The 21,247-nt window shown below is 66.5% G+C and carries 20 protein-coding genes; 9 read left to right on the top strand and 11 right to left on the bottom strand.

Going from position 1 to position 21,247, the window contains the following annotated elements:
- Window positions 1–18: 18 nt before the first annotated feature.
- From F3087_RS07520 to F3087_RS07490, 7 genes are read right to left on the bottom strand one after another with little or no spacing between them, the layout of a single operon-like run.
- A complete protein-coding gene (locus tag F3087_RS07520; protein WP_191093836.1) occupies window positions 19–1,260 on the bottom strand; it encodes an ATP-grasp domain-containing protein in 1,242 nt (413 codons plus the stop codon).
- Window positions 1,247–2,512, bottom strand: coding sequence for a methylaspartate mutase (locus F3087_RS07515; protein WP_150401123.1), 1,266 nt, complete (start codon window positions 2,510–2,512; stop codon window positions 1,247–1,249). Before F3087_RS07515 ends, F3087_RS07520 begins: the two co-directional genes overlap by 14 nt.
- A 1-nt stretch (window position 2,513) precedes the next feature.
- Window positions 2,514–3,995 carry a hypothetical protein gene (locus F3087_RS07510; RefSeq protein ID WP_150401122.1) on the bottom strand — a complete coding sequence of 494 codons (1,482 nt, stop codon included), beginning with the start codon at window positions 3,993–3,995 and terminating at the stop codon, window positions 2,514–2,516.
- The gene (locus tag F3087_RS07505) at window positions 3,992–5,230 is read right to left on the bottom strand and encodes an ATP-grasp domain-containing protein (RefSeq protein ID WP_150401121.1); all 1,239 of its coding nucleotides are present in this window, start codon (window positions 5,228–5,230) and stop codon (window positions 3,992–3,994) included. The genes F3087_RS07510 and F3087_RS07505 overlap by 4 nt, the downstream gene beginning before the upstream one ends.
- Window positions 5,230–5,715 (bottom strand): cobalamin B12-binding domain-containing protein, encoded by a 486-nt coding sequence (locus tag F3087_RS07500; protein WP_150401120.1) that lies wholly within the window; start codon window positions 5,713–5,715, stop codon window positions 5,230–5,232. The genes F3087_RS07505 and F3087_RS07500 overlap by 1 nt, the downstream gene beginning before the upstream one ends.
- Window positions 5,712–6,944 carry an MFS transporter gene (locus F3087_RS07495; protein WP_223884905.1) on the bottom strand — a complete coding sequence of 411 codons (1,233 nt, stop codon included), beginning with the start codon at window positions 6,942–6,944 and terminating at the stop codon, window positions 5,712–5,714. The genes F3087_RS07500 and F3087_RS07495 overlap by 4 nt, the downstream gene beginning before the upstream one ends.
- An 11-nt stretch (window positions 6,945–6,955) precedes the next feature.
- Window positions 6,956–8,068 (bottom strand): LLM class flavin-dependent oxidoreductase, encoded by a 1,113-nt coding sequence (locus F3087_RS07490; protein WP_150401118.1) that lies wholly within the window; start codon window positions 8,066–8,068, stop codon window positions 6,956–6,958.
- Between the two features lie 657 nt (window positions 8,069–8,725).
- On the opposite strand from F3087_RS07490, the gene F3087_RS07485 reads away from it, so the two are divergent.
- The 7 genes from F3087_RS07485 to F3087_RS07455 all read left to right on the top strand — a co-directional run bounded on the left by F3087_RS07485 (window position 8,726) and on the right by F3087_RS07455 (window position 15,153).
- Window positions 8,726–9,712 carry an asparagine synthetase A gene (locus F3087_RS07485; RefSeq protein ID WP_223884904.1) on the top strand — a complete coding sequence of 329 codons (987 nt, stop codon included), beginning with the start codon at window positions 8,726–8,728 and terminating at the stop codon, window positions 9,710–9,712.
- Entirely contained in the window at window positions 9,709–10,959 is a 1,251-nt protein-coding gene (locus F3087_RS07480) for a glutamate synthase-related protein (RefSeq protein WP_150401117.1), read from the top strand. The genes F3087_RS07485 and F3087_RS07480 overlap by 4 nt, the downstream gene beginning before the upstream one ends.
- 12 nt (window positions 10,960–10,971) lie before the next feature.
- A complete protein-coding gene (locus F3087_RS07475) occupies window positions 10,972–11,904 on the top strand; it encodes a ketopantoate reductase family protein (protein ID WP_150401116.1) in 933 nt (310 codons plus the stop codon).
- Window positions 11,905–11,959: 55 nt separating this feature from the next.
- Window positions 11,960–12,451, top strand: coding sequence for a cupin domain-containing protein (locus F3087_RS07470; RefSeq protein WP_223884903.1), 492 nt, complete (start codon window positions 11,960–11,962; stop codon window positions 12,449–12,451).
- Entirely contained in the window at window positions 12,340–13,263 is a 924-nt protein-coding gene (locus tag F3087_RS07465; protein WP_150401114.1) for an SMP-30/gluconolactonase/LRE family protein, read from the top strand. Before F3087_RS07470 ends, F3087_RS07465 begins: the two co-directional genes overlap by 112 nt.
- A gap of 60 nt (window positions 13,264–13,323) precedes the next feature.
- A complete protein-coding gene (locus tag F3087_RS07460) occupies window positions 13,324–14,481 on the top strand; it encodes an alanine racemase (protein WP_150401113.1) in 1,158 nt (385 codons plus the stop codon).
- 75 nt (window positions 14,482–14,556) lie between these two features.
- Window positions 14,557–15,153 carry a TetR/AcrR family transcriptional regulator gene (locus F3087_RS07455; protein WP_150401112.1) on the top strand — a complete coding sequence of 199 codons (597 nt, stop codon included), beginning with the start codon at window positions 14,557–14,559 and terminating at the stop codon, window positions 15,151–15,153.
- 11 nt (window positions 15,154–15,164) lie between these two features.
- Here the strand turns inward: F3087_RS07455 and F3087_RS07450 are convergent, their stop codons facing one another.
- Window positions 15,165–16,046 (bottom strand): oxidoreductase, encoded by an 882-nt coding sequence (locus F3087_RS07450; protein ID WP_150401111.1) that lies wholly within the window; start codon window positions 16,044–16,046, stop codon window positions 15,165–15,167.
- A gap of 112 nt (window positions 16,047–16,158) precedes the next feature.
- On the opposite strand from F3087_RS07450, the gene F3087_RS07445 reads away from it, so the two are divergent.
- Complete coding sequence (locus F3087_RS07445; RefSeq protein WP_191093834.1) at window positions 16,159–16,713, top strand: TetR/AcrR family transcriptional regulator; 555 nt, start codon at window positions 16,159–16,161, stop codon at window positions 16,711–16,713.
- A 3-nt stretch (window positions 16,714–16,716) separates the two neighbouring features.
- Here F3087_RS07445 and F3087_RS07440 read toward each other — a convergent pair whose 3' ends face one another.
- From F3087_RS07440 to F3087_RS07430, 3 genes are all read right to left on the bottom strand, one after another.
- Window positions 16,717–17,052 (bottom strand): hypothetical protein, encoded by a 336-nt coding sequence (locus tag F3087_RS07440; protein WP_150401109.1) that lies wholly within the window; start codon window positions 17,050–17,052, stop codon window positions 16,717–16,719.
- A 15-nt stretch (window positions 17,053–17,067) separates the two neighbouring features.
- Window positions 17,068–18,018: a hypothetical protein gene (locus F3087_RS46465; protein ID WP_223884902.1), complete on the bottom strand. Its 951-nt coding sequence runs from the start codon at window positions 18,016–18,018 to the stop codon at window positions 17,068–17,070.
- 108 nt (window positions 18,019–18,126) lie between these two features.
- A complete protein-coding gene (locus F3087_RS07430) occupies window positions 18,127–19,389 on the bottom strand; it encodes a family 1 glycosylhydrolase (RefSeq protein WP_223884901.1) in 1,263 nt (420 codons plus the stop codon).
- A 120-nt stretch (window positions 19,390–19,509) separates the two neighbouring features.
- On the opposite strand from F3087_RS07430, the gene F3087_RS07425 reads away from it, so the two are divergent.
- Window positions 19,510–21,243: a BCCT family transporter gene (locus F3087_RS07425; protein WP_150401107.1), complete on the top strand. Its 1,734-nt coding sequence runs from the start codon at window positions 19,510–19,512 to the stop codon at window positions 21,241–21,243.
- The last annotated feature ends 4 nt before the right edge of the window (window positions 21,244–21,247 follow it).

Raw genomic sequence — 21,247 nt, 5'->3', positions numbered from 1 at the left:
TGGCGGCACCTGCCCCCGCTACAGCAACTCGTGCTCGATCCGGCGCAGGGTCCGATACGACCGCTCGATTTCGGCGGGGTCCTGATGGACCAGGAACACCACACCGGGCGAGGAGTTGAGATCGACTGTCGGCCTGGTCATCATCTGGTCGGCGATGCGGAAACGCACACTCTCGATGGCGGGCAGTCGTTCGAGCTGCTCGCGCAACGCCTGGGCGGGCAACGGAACCTGCCGGTGCGCAATGAGATTCACGCAGCGCGCCTGCTCTCGTCGCGCGTACACCAGCGGCTGGGCCGCCAGCGCACGCCCCTCGCCGGCGTAACAGTCCATCGTCAGATCGACCTGGTTCACCCCGGTGCCCCGATCGAGCGCACCGGGATTGGCCAGCCCGGACAGCCGCGCTCCGGTCTCCAGCAGCACCGGACCCGTTGCGGTATAGATCAATTCGGTGTGCGCGGGCCCGTTGGCGATGCCGAGCGCGTCGAGCACCCCCGACACGTAGTCGAGAATCTCGCCGAATCGCGGGTCCGCCTCGGACAGCAGGTCCTCGCAGTCGTAGATTCGGCGGTTGTCGCGCACGGTCACCTTGTGGCTGATCCACACATCGGTGAACCAGTGCACACCGTCGCGGCTCACCGAGTTGACGATGTACTCGTCACCGGCGAGATATTCCTGCGCCAGCACATCCGCGTTGGTCCGCAACATCAGATTCGTCTTACCCAGGATCGTCCCGACCGCGGCGCGGATCTCCGCATCGGAATCGCTGATGAACACGTCCTCGGATCCCGCGCTGTCCAGCGGCTTGATCACCGTCCGCCCGAGACCGGCGGCCCGGCGCCAATCCAGCAGTCCCGCAACATCATGACCGCGCCGCTGCCGCGCCGTGCGCAATCCCGCCGCGGCGACCGCCTCCAGCATGTAGAACTTGTCCCGCCGCACGTACGACAGCGCCGGATCGTTGCCGCGCAACCCCAGCTTCGCGGCGATCTCGTCGGCCACCTCGACGCCGAACTCGCTCGCCGCGATCACCGCGACCGGCGACAGTTCGGCGAGCCGATGCAGCACGTCGTCGGCCTGATCGGCGTAGGACAGGTCCTCGTCGAACAACTCGGCGGGCAGACTCGCCGCGAAGGTCGCGGGCAGGTGCGCCCTGGATCGGACATGGATCAACCGGTGCTCGCGCCGCGCGTGCCGGGCCAGCAACGCGCCGGTGGAGAACGCGTCCACCAGGACGACAACGGACGGATTACCTTCGGACATCGAGCATCCCATCGGGGTGGCTGTCATAACTGTTGGCCACGTGGTCGAGCATCCCGTAGAGGGCTGCGGAGCCGAGTCGGGCGAGATCGTCGCGACCGGCGCTGGCGGGCAAGGGAAGTCGGCCCAGCTTCCCCCAGCGCAGCGCACCCTGCTCGTCGATGACCGAGGTGGTCGCGCCGAGGTTGTCGGTGTGCAGGCAGAAGGGGACGTCGAGCAGCCCGGCGGAGAACGCGGCCAGCAGCGCCTTCCCTACGTCCGGGTCGAGATTCAGCACGGTGTCGATCAGGGTCCGGGACTCGTCGAGGACCTCGGTGAAGTATTGCCCCTCGCTCGGTGATGCCGGGTCGAGCGGCCCGGCCGCCTCCTCCGACGCCATCCGCAGCGCCGCAACGTTTTCCGCGATGGACGGGATCTGCCAGGCCTCCGACACCGTCTTCACGATCATCCGTTCGCACCCGGTCGCCGCGGCCAGCCGGGCGCTGTCGCGGATCAGCCGGGTCGCGCCGTCGGGCGTACGCGGGAACAGACCCATGTACGTGTAAAGCACTACGTGCCAAGTGACATCGCCCAGATAGTCGGCGGCGAGGGTCCGCAACGCACGCAGCGCACCTCGATCCTGTTCTGCCAGTGTGCCTTGCGCGTAACTGAACGACATGTATCGCAAGCCGTGCTGCCGGAAGAACAACCCCTCGAGCACCCCCATCGCCACCAACAGCGATGGGGGGCACAGCTGCCCGAGCATGCACCCGCCGAAACTCTCGATGTGGCCGAATTCGGCGGCGTCCGCGAGATACCGGGTACTTTCCGCCCACGCCTCGACCGCGTCGCGTAGCGGCAGCCTGCTGTAGGGCAGGCAGTACGAGACCGGACCGCCTTCGGTCGCGTCCAGCCCGACCTCGACCGACCGCTGAAAGACCCGCAGCGGCAGGGCGGTACCGTGTCGCACCTGAACCGGAAACGTGGGCTTGTACAACCCGGACAACAACTTTCGGGTTTCCTCGACCGAGTGGGAGACGATCGGATACCCGTTCAGCTCCTCCCCCGCGGCCAGCCGTTCCAGCGGCGTCCGGTAGTCGCCGACGCGGGTGTAGCTGTCCAGCGTGAGCGTGCCGATCACCGGGAAATCCAGGTGCGCGACCCGGGAAAGCCCGTCCCGCATGCCTTTCAGGCTGCCGAAGCCCATGCGCGGCTGGACGACCAACTGCCCCGCGGCGGCGCGGTCCGCCACGAAACTGTCGAAGAACCCGGCCACGTCACCTACCCGAAATCAGCTCGAGGGTCGGCCGGCCCGACTGCGCGTCGACCGTGTGCACCTCGGACTTGTGCGGGTCACCGGCACGCACCCTGGCCATCACGGTGTCGCCGGACGCGAAGTCCACCAGCGAACTGCCGTAGAGCGTGCGCAGGTGCGAGATGGACAGCCCGGACACCTCGGCCAGCCACCCGGCGGCGCTGTCGCTGCCCGGCTCCCCGCGCAGCGCGGCGTGCAATGCCGGGAGCTCGGCGACCCGCTCGGGGTGCCGTCGTTCGACGAATTCCGCAAGCCGCGCACCCTGATCGGTGAACGGGGAGAACACCATTGCGACGAGCGCGTCCTCTTCCAGCCCGAACGCGCTCTCCGCGTACGCGGCCGCCACTTCGCGCCGTTCGACGATCTTGTCCGGCGACGCGTACCGGCCGAGAGCGAGATCGATGAGGTTGTCCGGCATTTCCTTGCGTCGCATCATCGTCTCGGCGAACTCGAGGTACTCGGTGATGCCCGCTTCGTAAGTCCGGCCTTCGACGTACTCGACCCGCAGTCCACGCAGATGCGCCATGAGAGTCGGGTTGGCGCAATCGGATTCGGTGAAGCTGAACGCCAGGTCGTCGAAACGGAAGCCGAGGAAATCCACGATCAGATCCCAATGGTCGTGCACGCGATAGCTGACCAGGTCGTAGATGGAGACGAAGGTGGGCTGCACCGACCGGTCGCCCACCGCGACCTCGCGTTCGGCGGGCTCGTGCTGATCGTCGCCGAACAGCTCGCGGAAGTACGCGTCGCCGACGCCGCGCAACGCGGACAAGAGGTCCTGGAACGTCATCCCCTTGCGTTGCACATCGATGCCGATTCCCTTGGCCAGCCGCAGAATCCACGCGGCGTAGAGGGCCTGTTCGCGGCGGGAGTCGCCGGTCATGATGGCGTCGACGCCGCCGCGCCACCAGGCGGCGCGGCCGTAGAAATCAGCGACCGCAAGATTGCAGCTGTTGCAGAATGTGGGGCGGCCGTCGCCGGCCGATCGGTGTCCGTTCATCAGCACGTCGAGCCGGTTGATCGCCACCAGCTTGTCCGGCAGCGGCAGATCGACGCGGAAACGGCGGATCTCGGTGTGGTCGATGGTGAGCAGTTCGGCCCGGTCGTCGTCGAGCAGGCCGAGCGCCGAGTACACCCGATCGATGTTCTCCATCACCGCGCCGACCACGCCGGCGTGCCGCATGTTCGCCACCCGCATCAGGAAGGTGCGGTCGTGGGTGAGTTGCAGGTGCAGTTGCACAGCGCGCACGAACGCGACCACGTAGGTGCTGTCCTTGCCGCCGCCGTAGGCCACCATGACCTTGTAGTCGGCGAGGTCGTCGAGACCGCCCGCGTCCTCGATCAACTTGTCGCCGACGGCGGCGACGCCTAGTCGCTCCTCCTCGGTGAGGAAGCCGATCAGCTGGTCGTAGCGTTTCTGGTCGTCCTTGGCATCATGGTTCACAGCGATTCCGCCTCGAAGTCGAAGTTCTCGATAATCTTTCGGATGCCGGCCTCGACGACGTGTTCATCCTCGTGCAGCAAAATGAAGCGCCCTCGATGCAGCGCGTCGTACGCCCCGCCGGGTGCCAGCACCTGGCCCTGTGCGGGCAGCAGTTCCCGCCAGACGATCGGCACCTGGTCGCGCATGGACGCGACCCGCACCACGCGCTCCGACTTCGCCGCGGACTTCGGCATGATCAGCCATCCGCCGGAGGAGTCGACCACCTCGGGGATCGGCGGCACCGGACCACCCGAGAGCACCCGCAGGAACATCTCGTACAGGTTCACGCCGAACACCCGATAGAGCAGGTGCGGTACCTCCGCGCCGCCCACCCGGCCGCCGACCTCCAGGAATACCGGATCGCCGGCCGGGGTGACGAACACCTCGAGGTGAAAAGGTAAGCGGCGCAAGCCGAGTGTCGTGGCGATCTGCTGGGAGAAGTCCTCGATCAGTTTCCGGCGCGGCGACGGGCTCATCAGCACCGAGCCGAGCGGAGCGCCGTGGGTGAAGGACAGGCAGTCGTTGATGTAGCGGGAGACCGCCTGGAACGCGACGTGGGAATCGTCGTCGACGAAACCGTCGACGTGGTAGATCTCCCCCGCGATGAACTCCTCGACCTCGTAACCGTCGAGCTCCAGATTGCTCAGCGCGTCGGCCAATTCCGCGTCGTTGTCCACCCGGCGCACGCCGATGCTGGCGGCAGCGGCGACCGGTTTGAGGATCAGCGGATAACCGTTGGCGGCCGCGAAGGCCCGCACCTGTTCCGCGCTCGTACAGCTCGCGAAGCGCGGCACCCGGATGCCCGCCTCGTCCAGCACCTCTTTCATCCGGACCTTGTCCCGGTAGACGGCGACCTCGTCGCGATCGGGTCCGGGGATACCGAGATCCTCGCGGACCTTGGCCGCGATCTCCAAGGTGAATTCCGACAGCGCGAGCAGTTCATCGATCGGGCCGACCCGGTCGATGATCACCTCGACGGCCGCGCGCAGGGCGTCCACGTCGTTGACGTCGCCGACCTGCACCTGACAGGCGATCTTCGCCGGGTCCGCGAGCACGCCCTGCGCGCCGGGACCGTCGACGACGTAGCTCACCTGATTCGCGTCGTGGTCGATGAATTCCTCGTAGCGGGTGAGTTCGTTGTCCCAGCGGATCCCGTCGTCGAAGCGTGGCCATCGATTGACGATGACGATGTGCATCAGAACACCTCTCGGGTCGCGGCGTCCTGATCCCACGGGGTGATCAGCGCCGGGTCCGCGCGCCAGGCGGAGAAGCCTTGCGCCAGGCCGAATTTCAGGAAGTCCTGGAAACGATCGATGGCGTCGTCGCCGAGGAACACGTCGGTGAAGCCGAGCTCGAGCAGTTCGCTGCGTACCCGGTCGTCGTCGGAGACGGCGGTGGTCAGTTTGCCGCCGATGGCGCACGCCACTTCGAGCCCGCTCTCCTTCAGGTGGGTCAGCAGGACCTGCGCGCCGTGGAAACCGTGGCCGTTGACGCTCGACACCACCAGCAGGTCGGGGCGGTCCTCGCGAATGGCGGTGGCCACGTTCTCCACGGGCGTGCAGGTGCCGAGGTTGTGTACCGACGCACCGTGCTCCTCGAGCAGCTTTTGCAGGTAGACCAGGTTCCAGAGATGGGAATCGGACTCCACGGTGCACAGCACGCACCGGAAACGAACGTTCATGTCACGACCTCAACGTTAGCGATCTCGCGGGCCTGCAAGGCTTTACGGAAGCTGGCCATGGTCAACGGCAGAAATACCGCGCCGAACAGGCAGAGCAGGATGCCCAGCCACAGCGCGAGTCGTTGGGGGCCGATAGTGGCGCCGAGACCACCGATCAGCAGGCCCGCGATCGGATAGGACAACAGGTTGAGCAAATAGAACGGCCCCATGACCTTGCCGAGATGCTCGCTGGGAATCACCTTCACCCGCTGGGTGCGGTTGTAGATGTTGTAGAGCGCGTCCCCGACGAGCATCAGGACAAAGGCAGGGGCGTAGACCCAGTAGGACGGTGCGAGAGCCGCGATCAGCAGTGCGGCACTCATCAGCCAGAAGCCGGTTACCCCAATGGGTCCGACGCCGACGCGGCGGAGCAGCGCAGGCATCAGCAAGAGGTTCAGCAGCCCGGTGACGCCGACGGCCGCGTTGAGCGCGCCGTAGGCCGAGTCGGGTGCCTGAAAAACGTCGGTGACCAGGGCTGCGTTCGAGACGATCAGCACGCCGACCACCAGGTTGATGGTGAAGTTGAGGATGCCGAGCAGCAGCACCGGCCGGATGCGCACCATGAGCTGCCAGCCGATCGCCAACTCCGGCAACACCTGCCGGGCCGCCCAGCCGACGGCGGCGCGCACCTTCGGCCGCGGGAGCGGCAGCCAGGTCAGCGCGCTGATGCCGAACGCGGCGGCGGCGACCAGCAACAGCCACAGCTTGCCGAGGAACGCCGCGGCCAGGATCGCGAGGGCGGGTCCCAGTGCCATAGCGAGCAATTCCATGTTCTGCACCAGGGACTGCACGGTGGCGATCTGCGAGTCGCGGGCGATCTGCGGCACCATCCGCTCGATCGACATGCGGATGGGCGCCACGCAGACCGACAAGCAGGCTCCGCCGGTCATCAGCGCGGGCACCATCCAGCCGGGTCGGGTCAGGCAGATCAGCACGACGACAACCAGGATCACCGCGCGCATCACCGCCACTCGGGTGAAAAGCCTTGCGCCACCGTCACGGTCGGCCAGCAGGCCGGCGAACGGGTAGGCGATCAGGGACGGCAGCCACTCCAGCGCGAACGCGAAACCGAGCGTCGACACCTGCTTGGTGTCGTGAAAGATCAACAGCGGCACCGCGAACAGCACTACTTGTTCGGCGACCAGTCCGAGCAGAACACCGGTGGCGAAGAGCGCGCTGTGCCTGGGCACCGCCCTTGTCTTCATCCCCGCCGTCTCTCGTGGTCACGAATTAGCGGCAGCACATGGGTGTAGAAGATGCGCATCTCGTCGCGGGTGGGCCAGCCGGAGAAGATGAACTCGCTCACTCCGACCGCTTTGTACTGGTAGAGGTAGTCGGCGACTTCCTGATAGCTGCCCACTACACACAGCGCGGGTCCGCCGCGGTAGGGCACGAAACCGGAGTAGATCATCGGCGAGAGCCAGTCGCCGTCGGCGCCTTCGGCGAGGCGGAAGGAGGTCTTCACAGCCACCGAATCCGAGGCGGCGACGACCTGCGCGACCCACGCGCGGTGGGCTTCGTCGGGGTCTTCCTGCATGGCGGCCAGCTCGGTGAGCGCCTGCTCGCGGGTCTCCCTGGCCAGCACGTGCATGCGGGTTCCGACGCGAATTCCCTTGTCCAGCACCGGTTGTGCCGCGGCGCCCATGCCTTCTGGGGTGTCGCCGTAGCGCAGCCAGCAGTCGCCGTACATCGCGGCGGTCTCCTGCGCGATGTCCGAGGCGCCGCTCAGGTAGATCTCGGGGCGTCCGCCGCCTTTGTAACCGAGGCCGAGTGCGGCCTCCTTCAGGACATAGTGGTCACCTTCGTAGGTCAGCGGTTTCTCTCCGCGCCAGAAGCGGTGACAGATCTCCAGGAACTCCTGGGTGCGCGCGTAGCGGCCGTCGTGCGCGACGAAATCGCCGTAGCCCGCCTGTTCGGCGGGCGAGATGCCGGCCACCAGGTTCAGCGAGATCCGGCCGTCGGACATCCACGAGATCGTGTTCACGACCTGGGTGAACAACGTCGGCGAGAGCAGGCCGGGGCGGTAGGCGAGGATGAAGGTGACGTTCTGGGTCTCCCGGACCAGCGCGCCGATCATCGGCAGCGGGTCGGGCATGTAGTCGGCGATGCCCATCAGCAGGGAGTCGACGCCGAGCGCGTCCGCCTCCTGTACGAAGTCCACCATTCCGTCGAAGTCGAGTTCGCCGACTCGGTACTTCTCGGTCGCTTTTTGCTGCCCGCTGTCCAGCGGCGCACACCAATGAAACCTCAACTGTCCTTCGTCGACGTTTCGGGCGGCAGACAGCGGGGCGAAGTTCGTACGGTCGTAGTTCATTGTTATCGAGATTCACTTCCGGTATCGCAACGGAGGCATGAGCAGATGCTCGGCATCAATTCAGACAATAGCTGACTCCAAGACCGCCCTCTCAGAATTCACACACCCGAAGCTGTACCCCCCAGATGCTCCCGACGGAAGTCGCACCCCGTATCGGCTTCCGGCCCTGTTAAAGCAAAGTTACATGGACTTCCGGTCGCTGTCAAAGAGGTATAAGCTGCCCCAGCGGCATGGTTTCAGCAATTGTTCGGCGACCCGCCCACGGTGGCCCGCGCGACACTCTCTAAATGATCTTCAACCCGGCAACCCCCCATTCGGGGGGATAGACGCGACCCCCTATCCGGGGGGTGGACAGTGTCATTCGCGACGGGGAGAATTGGCCCGCAACCAGTGCGTATGCCGGAGATCGGAACGGGATCGGGGGGTTCGACGAAAACCGTCACATAATGGTTTCCCGCCAGTTACCGAGTATTCAAGTCGACGACTCGAAGGATAGGGAACTTGGATATAAACGGTAGCCGATATTGGACCAATTGCATACGAGGGATCGCCGGATATCAGGTGATTTAATCCGCCTGTCACATACAGACGGCGAATACCGGATACGGAGCGCCGAAACCCTCGCACGACTATTGAACGGATCGGACTTTGCCTGAATTGACTGAACCGACCGCGCCGCCACTACCGCGCGTGCACCTCACGTCGAAGCGAACCGTCGCGGCGTTGACCGTGCAGGCACGATTCCTGGCCGCCGCGCGGGAATTCCTCACCGCGGAGGGATTCACCGAACTGCTGCCGCCCATCATCGGTCCGGTGACCGATCCGGGCGCGCGCGGCGCGAAACAGGTCGATATCGACTATTACGGTCACCGCTACAAACTGATGACGAGCGGCATTCTCTACAAGCAGGCCTCGCTGCTCGCCTTCGACAAGATCTTCCACGTGGCCCCGAACGTGCGGCTCGAGCCGCTGGAGACCGCGGTGACCCACCGGCACCTCGCGGAGTTCCATCAGCTCGACGTCGAGATCGCGAACGGCTCCCGCGAAGACGCCATGGACATCGCCGAACGGTTGACGAAGTACGCGGTGGAATACGTCCTGAGCAGCGCCCAGCGCGAGCTGGAGGTGCTCGACCGCGACCTCGAACAGCTCAAGCAGGTGCTCGCCGGCCCCTACGACCGCAAGCGGCACACCACCGCGGTCACCGAACTGCGCGGACTCGGCTTCGACCAGGGCGAACACACCGAGATCGAATGGCAGGGCGAGGAAATCATTTCCGCCGCCGCCACTCGCCCGTTCTTCATCACCGACTACCCCAAGGGTTCGCGCGGCTTCTACGACAGCGAGAACCCGGACGAGCCGGGCATGCTGCGCAACTTCGACCTCATCTTCCCCGGCGGGTTCGGCGAGATGATGAGCGGCAGCGAGCGCGAGTCGGATTACCGCACGTTGCTGACCCGCATACGGGAAACCGGGGAGAACCCGGCCAAATACGAGTGGTACCTGACCGTGGCCCGCGACGGACTCTCGCCCAGTGCGGGATTCGGCCTCGGCGTCGAACGGTTCACCCGGTTCCTCGGCGGCCTGGCCGCGGTCTGGCAGGCCACCGCGTATCCGAAGATTCCCGGGGAGCTGCGTCCATGAGCGTGCTGTCGGCGCCCGGCTTCCCCGAGCGGGAGGTGCGGGCGCGGGCACGAACGGCGGCGGGTTCGGTCTTCCCGGACAACGCGCAGTACGGTTCGACGCTGTTCGGCCAGGAATCGCTTACCGCGGGGCCGGAATCCGATGCGATCGACCGGGCGCGGCTGGTGCCGCCGGTGTTCGTGCCGCTGCGGGCGGAGAAGATGTTCGATCTCGGGCGGGAACCGCTCGCCGGTGACGTCGATCTGACCACGACCATCGGCGGTCTGCGGTCGACGCTGCCGGTGTATGTGTCCGCGTTCGGGTCCACCGCGGTGGCCGACGGCGACCTCGGTGTCGCGGTGGCCGGGCAGGCCGGTGCGGCCGGGGTGCCGATGGTGATCGGCGAGAACATCGTTCCGGTCTCCGGGTACGGGCGGATGGCCGACGAGCAGCAGAGCTCGCTGCTGCGGCGGCTCACCGAGTACACCAAGATGGCGGCCGAGGACACCGGCGGCGTGATCGTCCAGCAGAGCACCGAGGACGCCGACGCCGAGGTCTGGAACCTGGTGTACAGCGACCCGGCGAGCGAGGCGCTGCTGACGTCGGGCCGGCTGGCCTTCGAGTTGAAGGTGGGTCAGGGTGCGAAGCCGGGTGTCGGCGGCATGACCCTCATCCCCCGCGAACGGGGCGCGGATCTGTCGGCGCAGTACGACATTCTGGACATCTACGCTCCCGCCGAGGCCCAGGTGCTGCGCTGCGCGACGCCCGGCACGTTCACCGAGGAGATTCTGCGCCAGCAGATTCGGTTGATGCGCAACAACTATCCGCGCTGCCGCATCTGGGTGAAACTGCCGCCCGCGCGGGATGTGGGCGACGCGGCGGCGGTCGCGTGGGCGGCCGGCGCCGACGCGGTGACCATCGACGGCGCCGAGGCGGGCACCGGCTGGGCGCCGCACGGTTTCCTGGGTCACGTCGGGCTGCCGCTGGCCGAGTGCCTGCACCGGGTCGCCGGCCGCGAGCGGGACGGTCACAGTCTGCTGGTATCCGGAAGATGTTGGGAGGGAACACGAGTCGTCAAATGCCTGGCGCTCGGGGCGTCCGCGGTGGGACTCGGTCGAGCGGCGCTGGTGGCCGCGGACGAGAATACTGATCATGGACTGACGAACCTGCTGTCGGCGTTCGAACTCGAGCTGCGGCTCCTGATCAGCGCGCTCGGCAAATACCGGATCGCGGATCTGGCCGCCGAGGACATCTGGTTTCCCTGCTGACGAAAGGACGCGATGAACTCGGAGCGACCGTGGCGTGTGGCAGTACTCGGCCCTGGAGGTGTCGGCGGACTGATAGGTGCGCTGCTCGCTCGGGCTGGACATGAGGTGGTATTTCTCGGCGGACCTGATTCGGTGCGTGCCGTGCGAGAGCGCGGCATGCGGGTGCGCAGTGAGATGTTCGGCGAGTTCACGGTGCAGGCGGGCGCAGCTAGCGAATTACGTGCGCCCGTCGATATGTGTTTGGTGGCGGTGAAGCAGAACGTGCTCGGCGATGCCGTCGAACGGGTGTCTCCCGCTGCGCTGGGCGACGGTCTGGTGGTGCCGCTGCTCAACGGGATCGAGCATCCGGCGGCACTGCGCGCGCGGTATCGGCCGGAACTGGTTGTGCCAGGCGTGATTCGGGTGGCATCGTCGCGGATTGCGCCGGGGTCTGTCGTGCACGGGAGTCCGTTCGTCGAGATCGATCTGGCAAGCGCCAGTGCGCCGTCCGAATGGCTCGATGAGCTGGTGACGCTGCTGGCGGGTGCCGGTGTGCAGGCGAAGGCGCGCGCGGACGAGAGCGCCATGCTGTGGGGCAAGCTGTTCTTCCTCGCTCCCTTCGCCTTGCTGACCACCGCCCACCGGTGTGCGATCGGCGACATGCGCACCGTTCATCGCAAGCAGCTGATCGACCTCGTCGCGGAGCTCGCCGAACTGAGTAACGCGGATGGCGCACCCGCGAATGTGGAAGCGGCACTGCGGTTCTACGACGAATTCCCGCCGGAGGCGCAGTCGTCCATGCACCGCGACGCCGAGGCCGGACTGCCGCTGGAACTGGACGCGATCGGCGGTGCGCTGCTGCGCATCGCTCAGAGGCATGCCGTGCCGGTGCCGCTGACCGAGCGTCTGGTCGCAGACCTGACGCCGCTGAGCAAGGGGTCGGTCTCGGCCGGATCGCGAAGCTGACCGCTCGCCCGCACCGCCGTCGATAGAATTCGAGCTCGAATCAGGAGGTCGACTGGTGACAGCAGAGGAATCACAGCCGAATTCATCGGCGGCCGGTGCGTGGCGGGACAACGGCGTGCGGGTCATCAAGGCGGACCAGCTCGACTCGAACACCGCCCAGACACCCGGAATGGACCGCGCGGCGGCGATCAACGCCGCCCGCGTCGGCGCCCAGCAGATCTGGGCGGGCACGGTCACGATCCACCCGAACGCCAAAACCGGCGCGCATCATCACGGCGCGCTGGAAAGCGTCATCTACGTCCTGCGCGGACGCGCCCGCATGCGCTGGGGCGAGCGACTGGAGTTCGTCGCCGAGGCCGGCCCCGGCGACTTCATCTTCGTCCCGCCCTACGTCCCGCACCAGGAAATCAACGCGAGCACCGACGAACCCCTCGAATGCGTGCTGGTACGCAGCGACAGCGAGGCCGTCGTCGTCAACCTCGACATCGATCCGGTCGAGCAGCCCGACACCGTCCATTGGATCGATCCGATTCATCGGCAACCATGACGTCGACGCCGGAGGACCGTCGTGGTGGTGGGATGCCGATCGAACTGTATTCCGCGCCAGGGCTTCTCGAAGCTCCGGTGCTGGAAGTGGATGGCAGTGTGTTGTTTTCGAATGTCACCGGTGGTGGGGTGTTCCGATACGCCGATGGGCGTGCTGACACTATGGTCGAGTCGCGTCGAGGGATCGGCGGGCTGGCCTTGCACGCGGAGGGCGGTCTGTTGCTGACCGGACGCGATGTGTCGTATGCCGGGGGTGACGGACTGCGGCCGATCCTGACCGTCGAGGGCGCGACCGGGTTCAACGATGTCACGGTCGGCGCAGACGGTTCGCTGTATGTCGGTGTGCTGCGGCACAATCCGCAGCGCGGTGAACCCGCTGGGCCGAGTGAGGTTCTGCGGATCGATCCGGACGGTGTGGTCAGCACTGCGGCGGCGGATATCCGATGGCCCAACGGGTTAGGGTTCGCGCCCGACGGGCAGACGCTCTACGTCTGCGAATTCGCCGAGAGCAGGGTGCTTGCGGTGTGTGATGGCGAGACCCGCGTGTTCGCCACCGCGCCGCGCGGTGAATGTGACGGATTGGCGGTCGACGCGGACGGCGGCGTGTGGGTCGCGCTCGGCAGCGCGAGCGCCATCGCACGGTTCGACCCCGACGGCACCCTCGACACGGTCATCGACTTCCCTGACGGTTTCGTCTCGTCGCTGGCCTTCGATCAGAACACCCTCTACATCACCACGGCCGGACGGCTCCTCAGCCACACCGTCGAGCACGCAGGCCTGCCGGTACCCACCGCTCGCATACCCACACCATGAATCACGCAGCAGCCGAGGCTATTACGGGGATCCGACCGTGGCCTCGGGTAACGTAGCGCCATGAGTACCGTCGCTGATCCACGCGCCAGGCTCGGCGCCCTCGCCGATCGCCCGGTCATCCGCCAGGCGCTCGAGCTGATCGGCCGTCCCGGTTCGCGCCAGGCGATTCCGACTCCGGCGGCGGTGATCGACCGGGCGGCCATGAACCGCAACCTGATTCGGGCCGCGACGATCTGCCGCGCTGCCGGAGTCGCGCTGCGGCCGCACGCCAAAACGCACAAGTCGGCGGATCTGGCCCGGCACCAACTCACGGCCGGCGCCGTCGGCATCTGCGTGGCGAAAGTCGGTGAGGCCGAAGCGCTTTACGCCGCGGGAATCCAGGATCTGCTGATCACTTCACCGATCGTCGGCGCGCAAGTGGCGGCCCGGGTCGCCGATCTGGCGGCGGCGGGCGCCTCGGTCGCGGTCACCCTCGATCACCCCGACAACGCCACCGCGCTCGCTGCCACAGCCCGTACCGACATCGATGTCCTCATCGATGTCGACGTCGGCATGCACCGCACCGGAGTGCCGACACCCGCCGCCGCACTGGAGCTAGCCGCGGTGATCGAGGCGGCACCCCGGCTCAGATTGCGTGGCGTGCAGGGTTATGGCGGCCTCTGGCAGCACATCCCCGACGCGACCGAACGGCACGCCGCGGTGGCCGCAGGCATGGAGCAGCTCAGCGCCGCGATCGAGCTACTCGACCGGCACGGCCACGACACCACAATTCGCACCGGCGGCGGCACCGGCACCCTCGACGCCGATCTCGCCATCGGCGTACTGAACGAGCTACAGCCCGGCTCCTACACGGTGCTGGACGTGCAGTACCGCGTCGTGCGCAGCGATTGGCTCGACAGCCTGGAACACGCGCTGTTCGTGAGTGCCACCGTGATCAACGCCGCGCAACCCACATCACTGACCATCGATGCCGGGCTGAAGGCGTTCGCCACCGATGCCGATCGTCCGAGCACCGACCTCGGTGAATACCTCTGGTACGGCGACGAACAAGGCCTGATCCTGACCGGCGCACCCGACCGTCCGCGGCTCGGCACGCATATCGAACTGCTCCCCCCGCACTGCGATCCGACCGTCGACCGCTACGACGTCATCCACGTCGTCGAGGACGACATACTCGTCGACCTTTGGCCCGTACACGCCCGCGGTCGATCCCAATAGCCCGAATATGTAGTCGTCGGCTACAAAGTAGTCAACGACTACACTCTGTCGTATGCCGAATACTCCGTGTGCGTTATGAGCTTCCGTAAACGCTCATACCATCACGGCGATCTGCGCGCGGAACTGCTGCAGCGGGCCGAGGACACCCTGCGGGAGTCCGGCGTCGACGGCCTGTCCTTGCGTCAACTCGCGCGCGATGCCGGAGTCAGCCACGCCGCGCCCAGCCGCCATTTCCGGGACAAGCAGGCGCTGCTGGACGCGCTCGCCCTGAGCGGCTTCGAACGGCTCGCCGAGCTGAACCAGGAAGCCGGCACCGACGGTACCTTCCCGGAACGCATGCTCGCGATCGCGCGGATCTACCTGAAGTTCGCCGTCGAGAATTCGGAACTGCTCGCGGTCATGTTCACCCGCAAGCACAGTCCCGATTCCGGCCCGGACATGGCCGCCGCCGCGGAGCGCGCGTTCGCCGTACCGATGGCCACCATCGCCGAGGGGCAGGCACGCGGCGAGGTCGCGGCCGGCGACCCGATCCGGATCGGCCTGCCTGCCGTCGCGGCGATGCAGGGTCTGGCCACGTTCATCGGCACCGGATTCGTCACCGCGGAGAACTCCGACGAACTGCTGGCCGACACCATCGCGCAACTCATGCGGGGGCTGCGCCCGCGCGACTGACGCAGCCGAACTCACACCGGCGACGGCACGCGAGTCAGCCGCTCGGACAATTCCCAGAGCCGCCTTGCCTTTTCGGCGTCACCGGCCGCCGCGGAACGTCCGACGATGACCGGATTGCCGCGCAGTTCGAACGGTCCGCCGGGGCCGATGTAGCTGGCCGGCGGTAGTTCCTGGCTGGCCGCGTACAGGGTGGGCAGCGCGCCGGCCGCCGCGTCCTGCGCGAACAGCTTGTTGCCGATCTGCATCACGCCGTCGACCAGCCTGCTGCCGGAGTGGCTCTGCAAGTTCGTCGCGGCCCAGCCGGGGTGTGCGCTGTGCGCCCGCAACGACCCGGTGGCCGTGAATCGGCGCTGCAGTTCGAGGGTGAACAGCAGGTTCGCCAGCTTGGATTGGGCGTAAGCGCCTGCCGCACTGTACTTCCGGGTTTCCCAGTTCAGGTCGTCCAGGTCGACGGTGCCGCGGCGGTGCGCGTGCGAGGACACGGTGACCACACGGTCGGTGATGTGCGGCAGCAGCAGATTCGTCAGCGCGAAGTGGCCCAAATGGTTTGTGCCGATTTGGCTTTCGAACCCGTCCTTGGTTTTGCCCGCGGGGACGAGCATGATGCCCGCGTTGTTCACCAGCACGTCGATCTCGCCGGTCCATTCGTCGGCGAAACGCCGGATCGAGGACAGATCGGCCAGGTCGAGGGCGCGCACCTCGGTGCTGCCGTCGATCCGCCCGGCCACCTCGCGCCCGCGCGTGACATCGCGAACCGCGAGCACGACGTGTGCGCCCACGCGCGCGAGTTCCCGGGTGACCACCAGGCCGAGCCCGCTGTTGGCACCGGTGACGACGACTCGACGTCCCACGAAGGAGGGCAGATCGCTGGAGGTCCATCTGTTATCGGTCATATCCGCCAATGTAGGCGTCGACAACATAGTAGTCAACGCCTACATTGCCGTCGCGGCAGCTGATGGGCCGGAGTTCCTGCGGTCACGTAGGACAGCGGGTTCAATGAGGGGCATGACCGATCTGCGCCGAGACGCGCTGCGCAACCAGCAGGAACTGCTCCGCGCCGCGACCGCCGCGTTCTATCGCGACGGCTTGCGGGTTCCGATGGCGACCATCGCCGCCGAGGCCGGCGTCGGAATCGGCACGCTGTACCGGCATTTCGCCACGCGCGAGGAGCTACTCAGCCACCTCACCCACCGCTCGTTCGAACAGGTACTCGCCAATGCGCAAGCGGCCGAACGGGACAGCGCGACCGCGGCCGATTGCCTCCAGCTCTTCATCGAGGCCGCGATCAGTCAGCGCAACGAGCTCGTCCTGCCGCTGCACGGCGGACCACCGGTCACCGCACCCGAGACCGAGACGCTGCGCGCGGAAATCCACGACTTCGTCCAGCGGGTGATCGACCGCGGCATCGCCGACGGAACGCTGCGCCCGGACACCACCCATCAAGACATCGTCGCCTTCGGGGCCCTGCTCACCCAGCCGCGCCCCACCGACCCCGACTGGGACGCGACCTGCCGCCGGCTGCTCACCATCTTCTTGCGCGGCATCCGCCAAAACGGCTGACGCTTACCGCGATTCGGCGAGGACGAGCCCGGTCCAGGCCGCCGCGCGATGGGCGGCGACGTTCATCACCTGTCCGGTGTCGAGGGCGACGAGATAGACGGTGCCTTCCGGGACGCCGCCGTCAAAGCTGCCGAACCAGGCGATGAGCCCGGGTTGGCTTGCGTCACAGGGTTTTACGTCGGCGAGCGCGTCCGCATCGAAGCTGAGCTCGGCTACGTTGTCGCCGGTGAGCCCGGCCAGGTTGCCGCCGGACGCCTCGGCGACGGCGGCCGCCTCGGCCTGGGACACGCAGTCGGTGACCACGAAGAAGTGACCGTTCGTGCACGAGATGATTGACATGTCGCTCCGATCGAACTACTGGGAGGGCCGTTCGAAACCGGGGATATCGAGTTTCTCGCCGATCGCCGCGATGGCGTCGACCAGTGACAGCCCGCCGCATTGCGGCCAGCCCTCGCCCCGCGGGCCACGCAGCTGGATCCACTCGGCCCGAATGCGGGCCTCGGTGTCGCGCGGCAGCGGCACCTGGGTCGGGCCCGGCGGCACGGCGAATCCCGGAATACCGAGCGTTTCACCGACCAGCGCGACCCCGTCGACCAGCGTGTGCCCGGCCAGCTGCGGCCAGCCGTTGCCGCCGAGGCCCATGAAGTCGATCCACATGTCGCCGACCGGATCCGGCGCGACCGAGCCGACCCCGCAGGCGTCGGCGAACGTCTCCGGCGAGTATCCGTTCGCGGCGTTCATGTCGCAGTTGCCGAAAGGTGGTGCGCCTTCGGGCAATCCGCCACCGTAGCCGCGGCCGTCGGTGTACTGGTGGGCGATCTGGCCGGGCAGGTTGGGGTTGCTGCCGTAGCCCGCGCCGATCACCCGGAGCCCATCCGGGCGGACCCGCCACATGGTGTTGAAGTCGGACCGGTTGGCGTACCCGATCACCCGCTGGGTCGAGCCGAGCCAATCGACCAGCCGCCAGTAGGCGCGGTTGATGCCGTCGGATTGATCCCCGCCGGGATTGCCGCCGGATTCCACATCGACCATCGCGATCATTTTCGGATGCGGTCCACCGGCTTGACCGACCATCGACCGATGGGTGTCGACGGTGTCGAGCCAATTCGGCCGCCAGTACATGTAGACGATGAAGCAGGAGATCCGGCCGGCGTCCGCGGCATCGGCCGCCCACGCGTAGTTCTGGGCGAAATTGTGGTCCCGGTAGGTGCCGTCGTTGGAACGCAGCGAGAAGATCTGATACGGATACGAGTCGTCTACCGGTATCTGATATTCGGACACGTCCGCGAAAAGTGAATCGACCATAATTGCCTCCACTGAAGCGTTGTCGGTAACCAATTTTCCGCTTCCGCGGCGACTCCCGACAAGCCCGTGATCCGCTCCACGGTACAGCCGCCTGAAATTCGGTTCAGGTTACGTTCGTGCGCTCGGATCGGGGAGGGTGACGGGATCGGTGCAGCTGCTCGGCGGATCCACGTAGGAACATGCCAGCGGCGGGCGAGTCGGGCGATACGTGGCCGGAACCCCGCCGGTGCGGACGATGTCACGATAGGCGTCGACGGCGTCGGTCGGCTTGCGCACGAGGTCGGGATCGGTCCGGACGTCGACCGTGTAGAGGCCGAAACGCGGTGTGTAGAAACCCCATTCGTAGTTGTCGGTGAGACTCCAGTAGCAGTAACCGATCACGTTCATCCCGTCCATCCGGGCGCGTTGCAGCCAGTAGACGAGATCACGCAGATAATCGGCGCGATCGTAGCCGTCGGGGCGGGATTGCCCGTTCTCCGTGGGCATTCCGTTCTCGACGACGTAGAGCGGCTTGTCCGGATACAGCCGCGCGTAGTGCCGCAGGGCGTAGTAGACACCCTCGGCCTGCAACGGCAGTTCCCAGATCTGGCGATCCTCCGGGGCGGGCTCGTCCGGATCGTCGGCGCCGAAGTAATAGTCGACGCCGAAGTAGTCGAGCTTGCCCGAGATGCGGTCGACCATAGGCTGATTCACCTCGGTCTCCCGCCCGGACACGTACCCGACGTTGCAGGTGACCATCGCGTCCGGCTGCACCTGATGGATGTAGTCGTAGCTCACGTTGTGCACGGCCGCGATCCGCTCCTCGATGGTCTGCGCATCGACGCCGGTGTAGCGCATCTCGTACACGATGTAGGCAACTGGCTCGTTGACGGTGACCCACAACGGATTTCGCGGCGCATACCGGTCGACCACCACGCGCATGTTGGCCAGCCAGTCGTCGACCATCCCCGGGTTGTTCCAGCCGCCGCGATCGGACTCCCAGCCCGGATACACCCAGTGGTCCAGCGTGATCATCGGCCGCATGCCCGCCGCGACGATGGTGTCGAGCACCGCGTCGTAGAACCGCAAGGCGTTCTCGTCCCACTCCCCCGGCCGCGGCTGCACCCGCGCCCATTCGACGCTGATCCGGAACACCTGCACCCCCAACGCACCCGCGAGCGGAATGTCGGAGGTGTAGCGGGAGTAGAAATCGATCGAATTCCCGTAGGGCTCGAAGTTCGACTCGTCGATGCGGCGCAGCCAGTTGCTGTCCGGCGCATGCCCTTCGGATTGGAATCCCGAGGTAGCCACACCCCAGAGGAAATCGGGGCCCAGCGGAGTGACCGTCTGGGGTGAAACATCGTCCCGCGCCACCTCATCTGTGTACCACACGGCCGGAATTCGAAACGCATGCCATTGTGCCGCCGTACGTAGCAACGACGTTGTACGGTTGCCCAGGTGTAACAAGGGGATTCCCGGAAGTACGCTGATAGCGATCGGAGAAAGAAACTCATGTCGACCGATACCGGCCACAACTCCGATGAACCGGCTGCGCACCCGACCGGAAAGTCACCGGTGAAACACGGTATCGATTGGCTGGTGTTCGGCATCACCGCGATCTGCGCGCTCGCGTTCGTCGCCTGGGGCATCGTCGATCACGCCGGCCTCGGCTCCGCATCCGCCGACGCGCAGTCCTGGGTGATCACCAAGACCGGTTGGCTGTTCGTGCTGATCGCCTCGACGTTCGTCGTCTTCGTCATCTGGCTGGCGGCCAGCCGATACGGCAAGATCCCGCTCGGCGCCGACGACGAGCAGCCGGAGTTCCGCACCACCTCGTGGATCGCCATGATGTTCAGCGCGGGCATGGGCATCGGCCTGATGTTCTGGGGCGTCGCCGAACCGGTCACGCACTTCACCAGCCCGCCGCCGGCTACCGCCGCACCCGGGAGTTCCGAGGCCGCCGAGGTCGCCATGGCGACGACGCTGTTCCACTGGACGCTGCATCCGTGGGCGATCTACGCCGTGGTCGGCCTGGCCATCGCGTACGGCACGTTCCGCAAGGGCCGCTCCCAACTGATCTCCGCGGTCTGCCGGCCGATCCTCGGACGGCACGCCGACGGCATCGGCGGGCGCGCGATCGACATGATGGCCATCTTCGCCACGCTGTTCGGTTCCGCGGCCTCGCTCGGCCTGGGCGCGTTGCAGATCGGCGCGGGCATGGAGTTCAACGGCTGGGTCGACTCGATCGGCAAGATCGGCCTGGTCGCCATCATCACCGGCCTGACCATCGCGTTCATCGTCTCCGCTATTTCCGGCATCGACCGCGGCATCCAGTGGCTGTCGAACATCAACATGGTGCTCGCGCTGCTCATCGCGGTCTTCGTCTTCCTGGTCGGCCCAACGCTTTTCATGCTCAACCTGCTGCCCACCTCGGTGGGCGACTACCTCGACATGCTGCCGAAGATGGCCTCGCGCACCAGCGTCAGCGGCGGCGACGAGATGCAGAAGTGGCTGTCCAGCTGGACCGTCTTCTACTGGGCCTGGTGGATCTCCTGGACCCCGTTCGTCGGCATGTTCATCGCCCGGATCAGCCGCGGGCGCACGATCCGGCAGTTCGTCACCGGCGTCCTGCTGGTGCCGAGCCTGGTCAGCCTGGTCTGGTTCGTAGTCTTCGGCGGCGCAGGCATTTTCCAGCAGCGCGAGACCGGCGACCTGACCGAGGCGGACGGCTCGGTGGACTCCAACTTCACCCTGTTCCACCTGCTCGATCACTACCCGATCGCGTCGGTGACCGCCGTCTTGGTGATGATCCTGGTCGCCATCTTCTTCGTCTCCGGCGCCGACGCCGCCTCCATCGTGATGGGCACGTTGTCAGAGAAGGGCAGCCTCGAACCGTCCAAGGCGACGGTGATCTTCTGGGGCGCCGCGACCGGCGCCGTGGCGGCGATCATGCTCGTCATCGCCGACAAGGGCAACCTGGGCGGAGCATTGACCGGCCTACAGGCCCTGACCACCGTCGTATCACTGCCTTTCGTCCTGATCATGGTCCTGCTGTGCGTCTCGCTGTACAAGGACGTCCGCTCGGACCCGATGATCCTGCGCGAGGAACGCGGCGCCGAACTCATCGAAAGCGCGGTCGTCTCGGTGGTCGAGAACGAGGAACGGCACGACTGCGACTTCGGACTCGTCACCGAACGAGTGAACGGCGCCCAACCGACGACAGCGGAGCAGCCCGCCACGGAGTGAGATC

The sequence above is a fragment of the Nocardia colli genome (assembly GCF_008704205.1).
Classification (GTDB): Bacteria; Actinomycetota; Actinomycetes; order Mycobacteriales; family Mycobacteriaceae; genus Nocardia; species Nocardia colli.
This window is presented reverse-complemented; position numbering and strand designations above follow the sequence as displayed.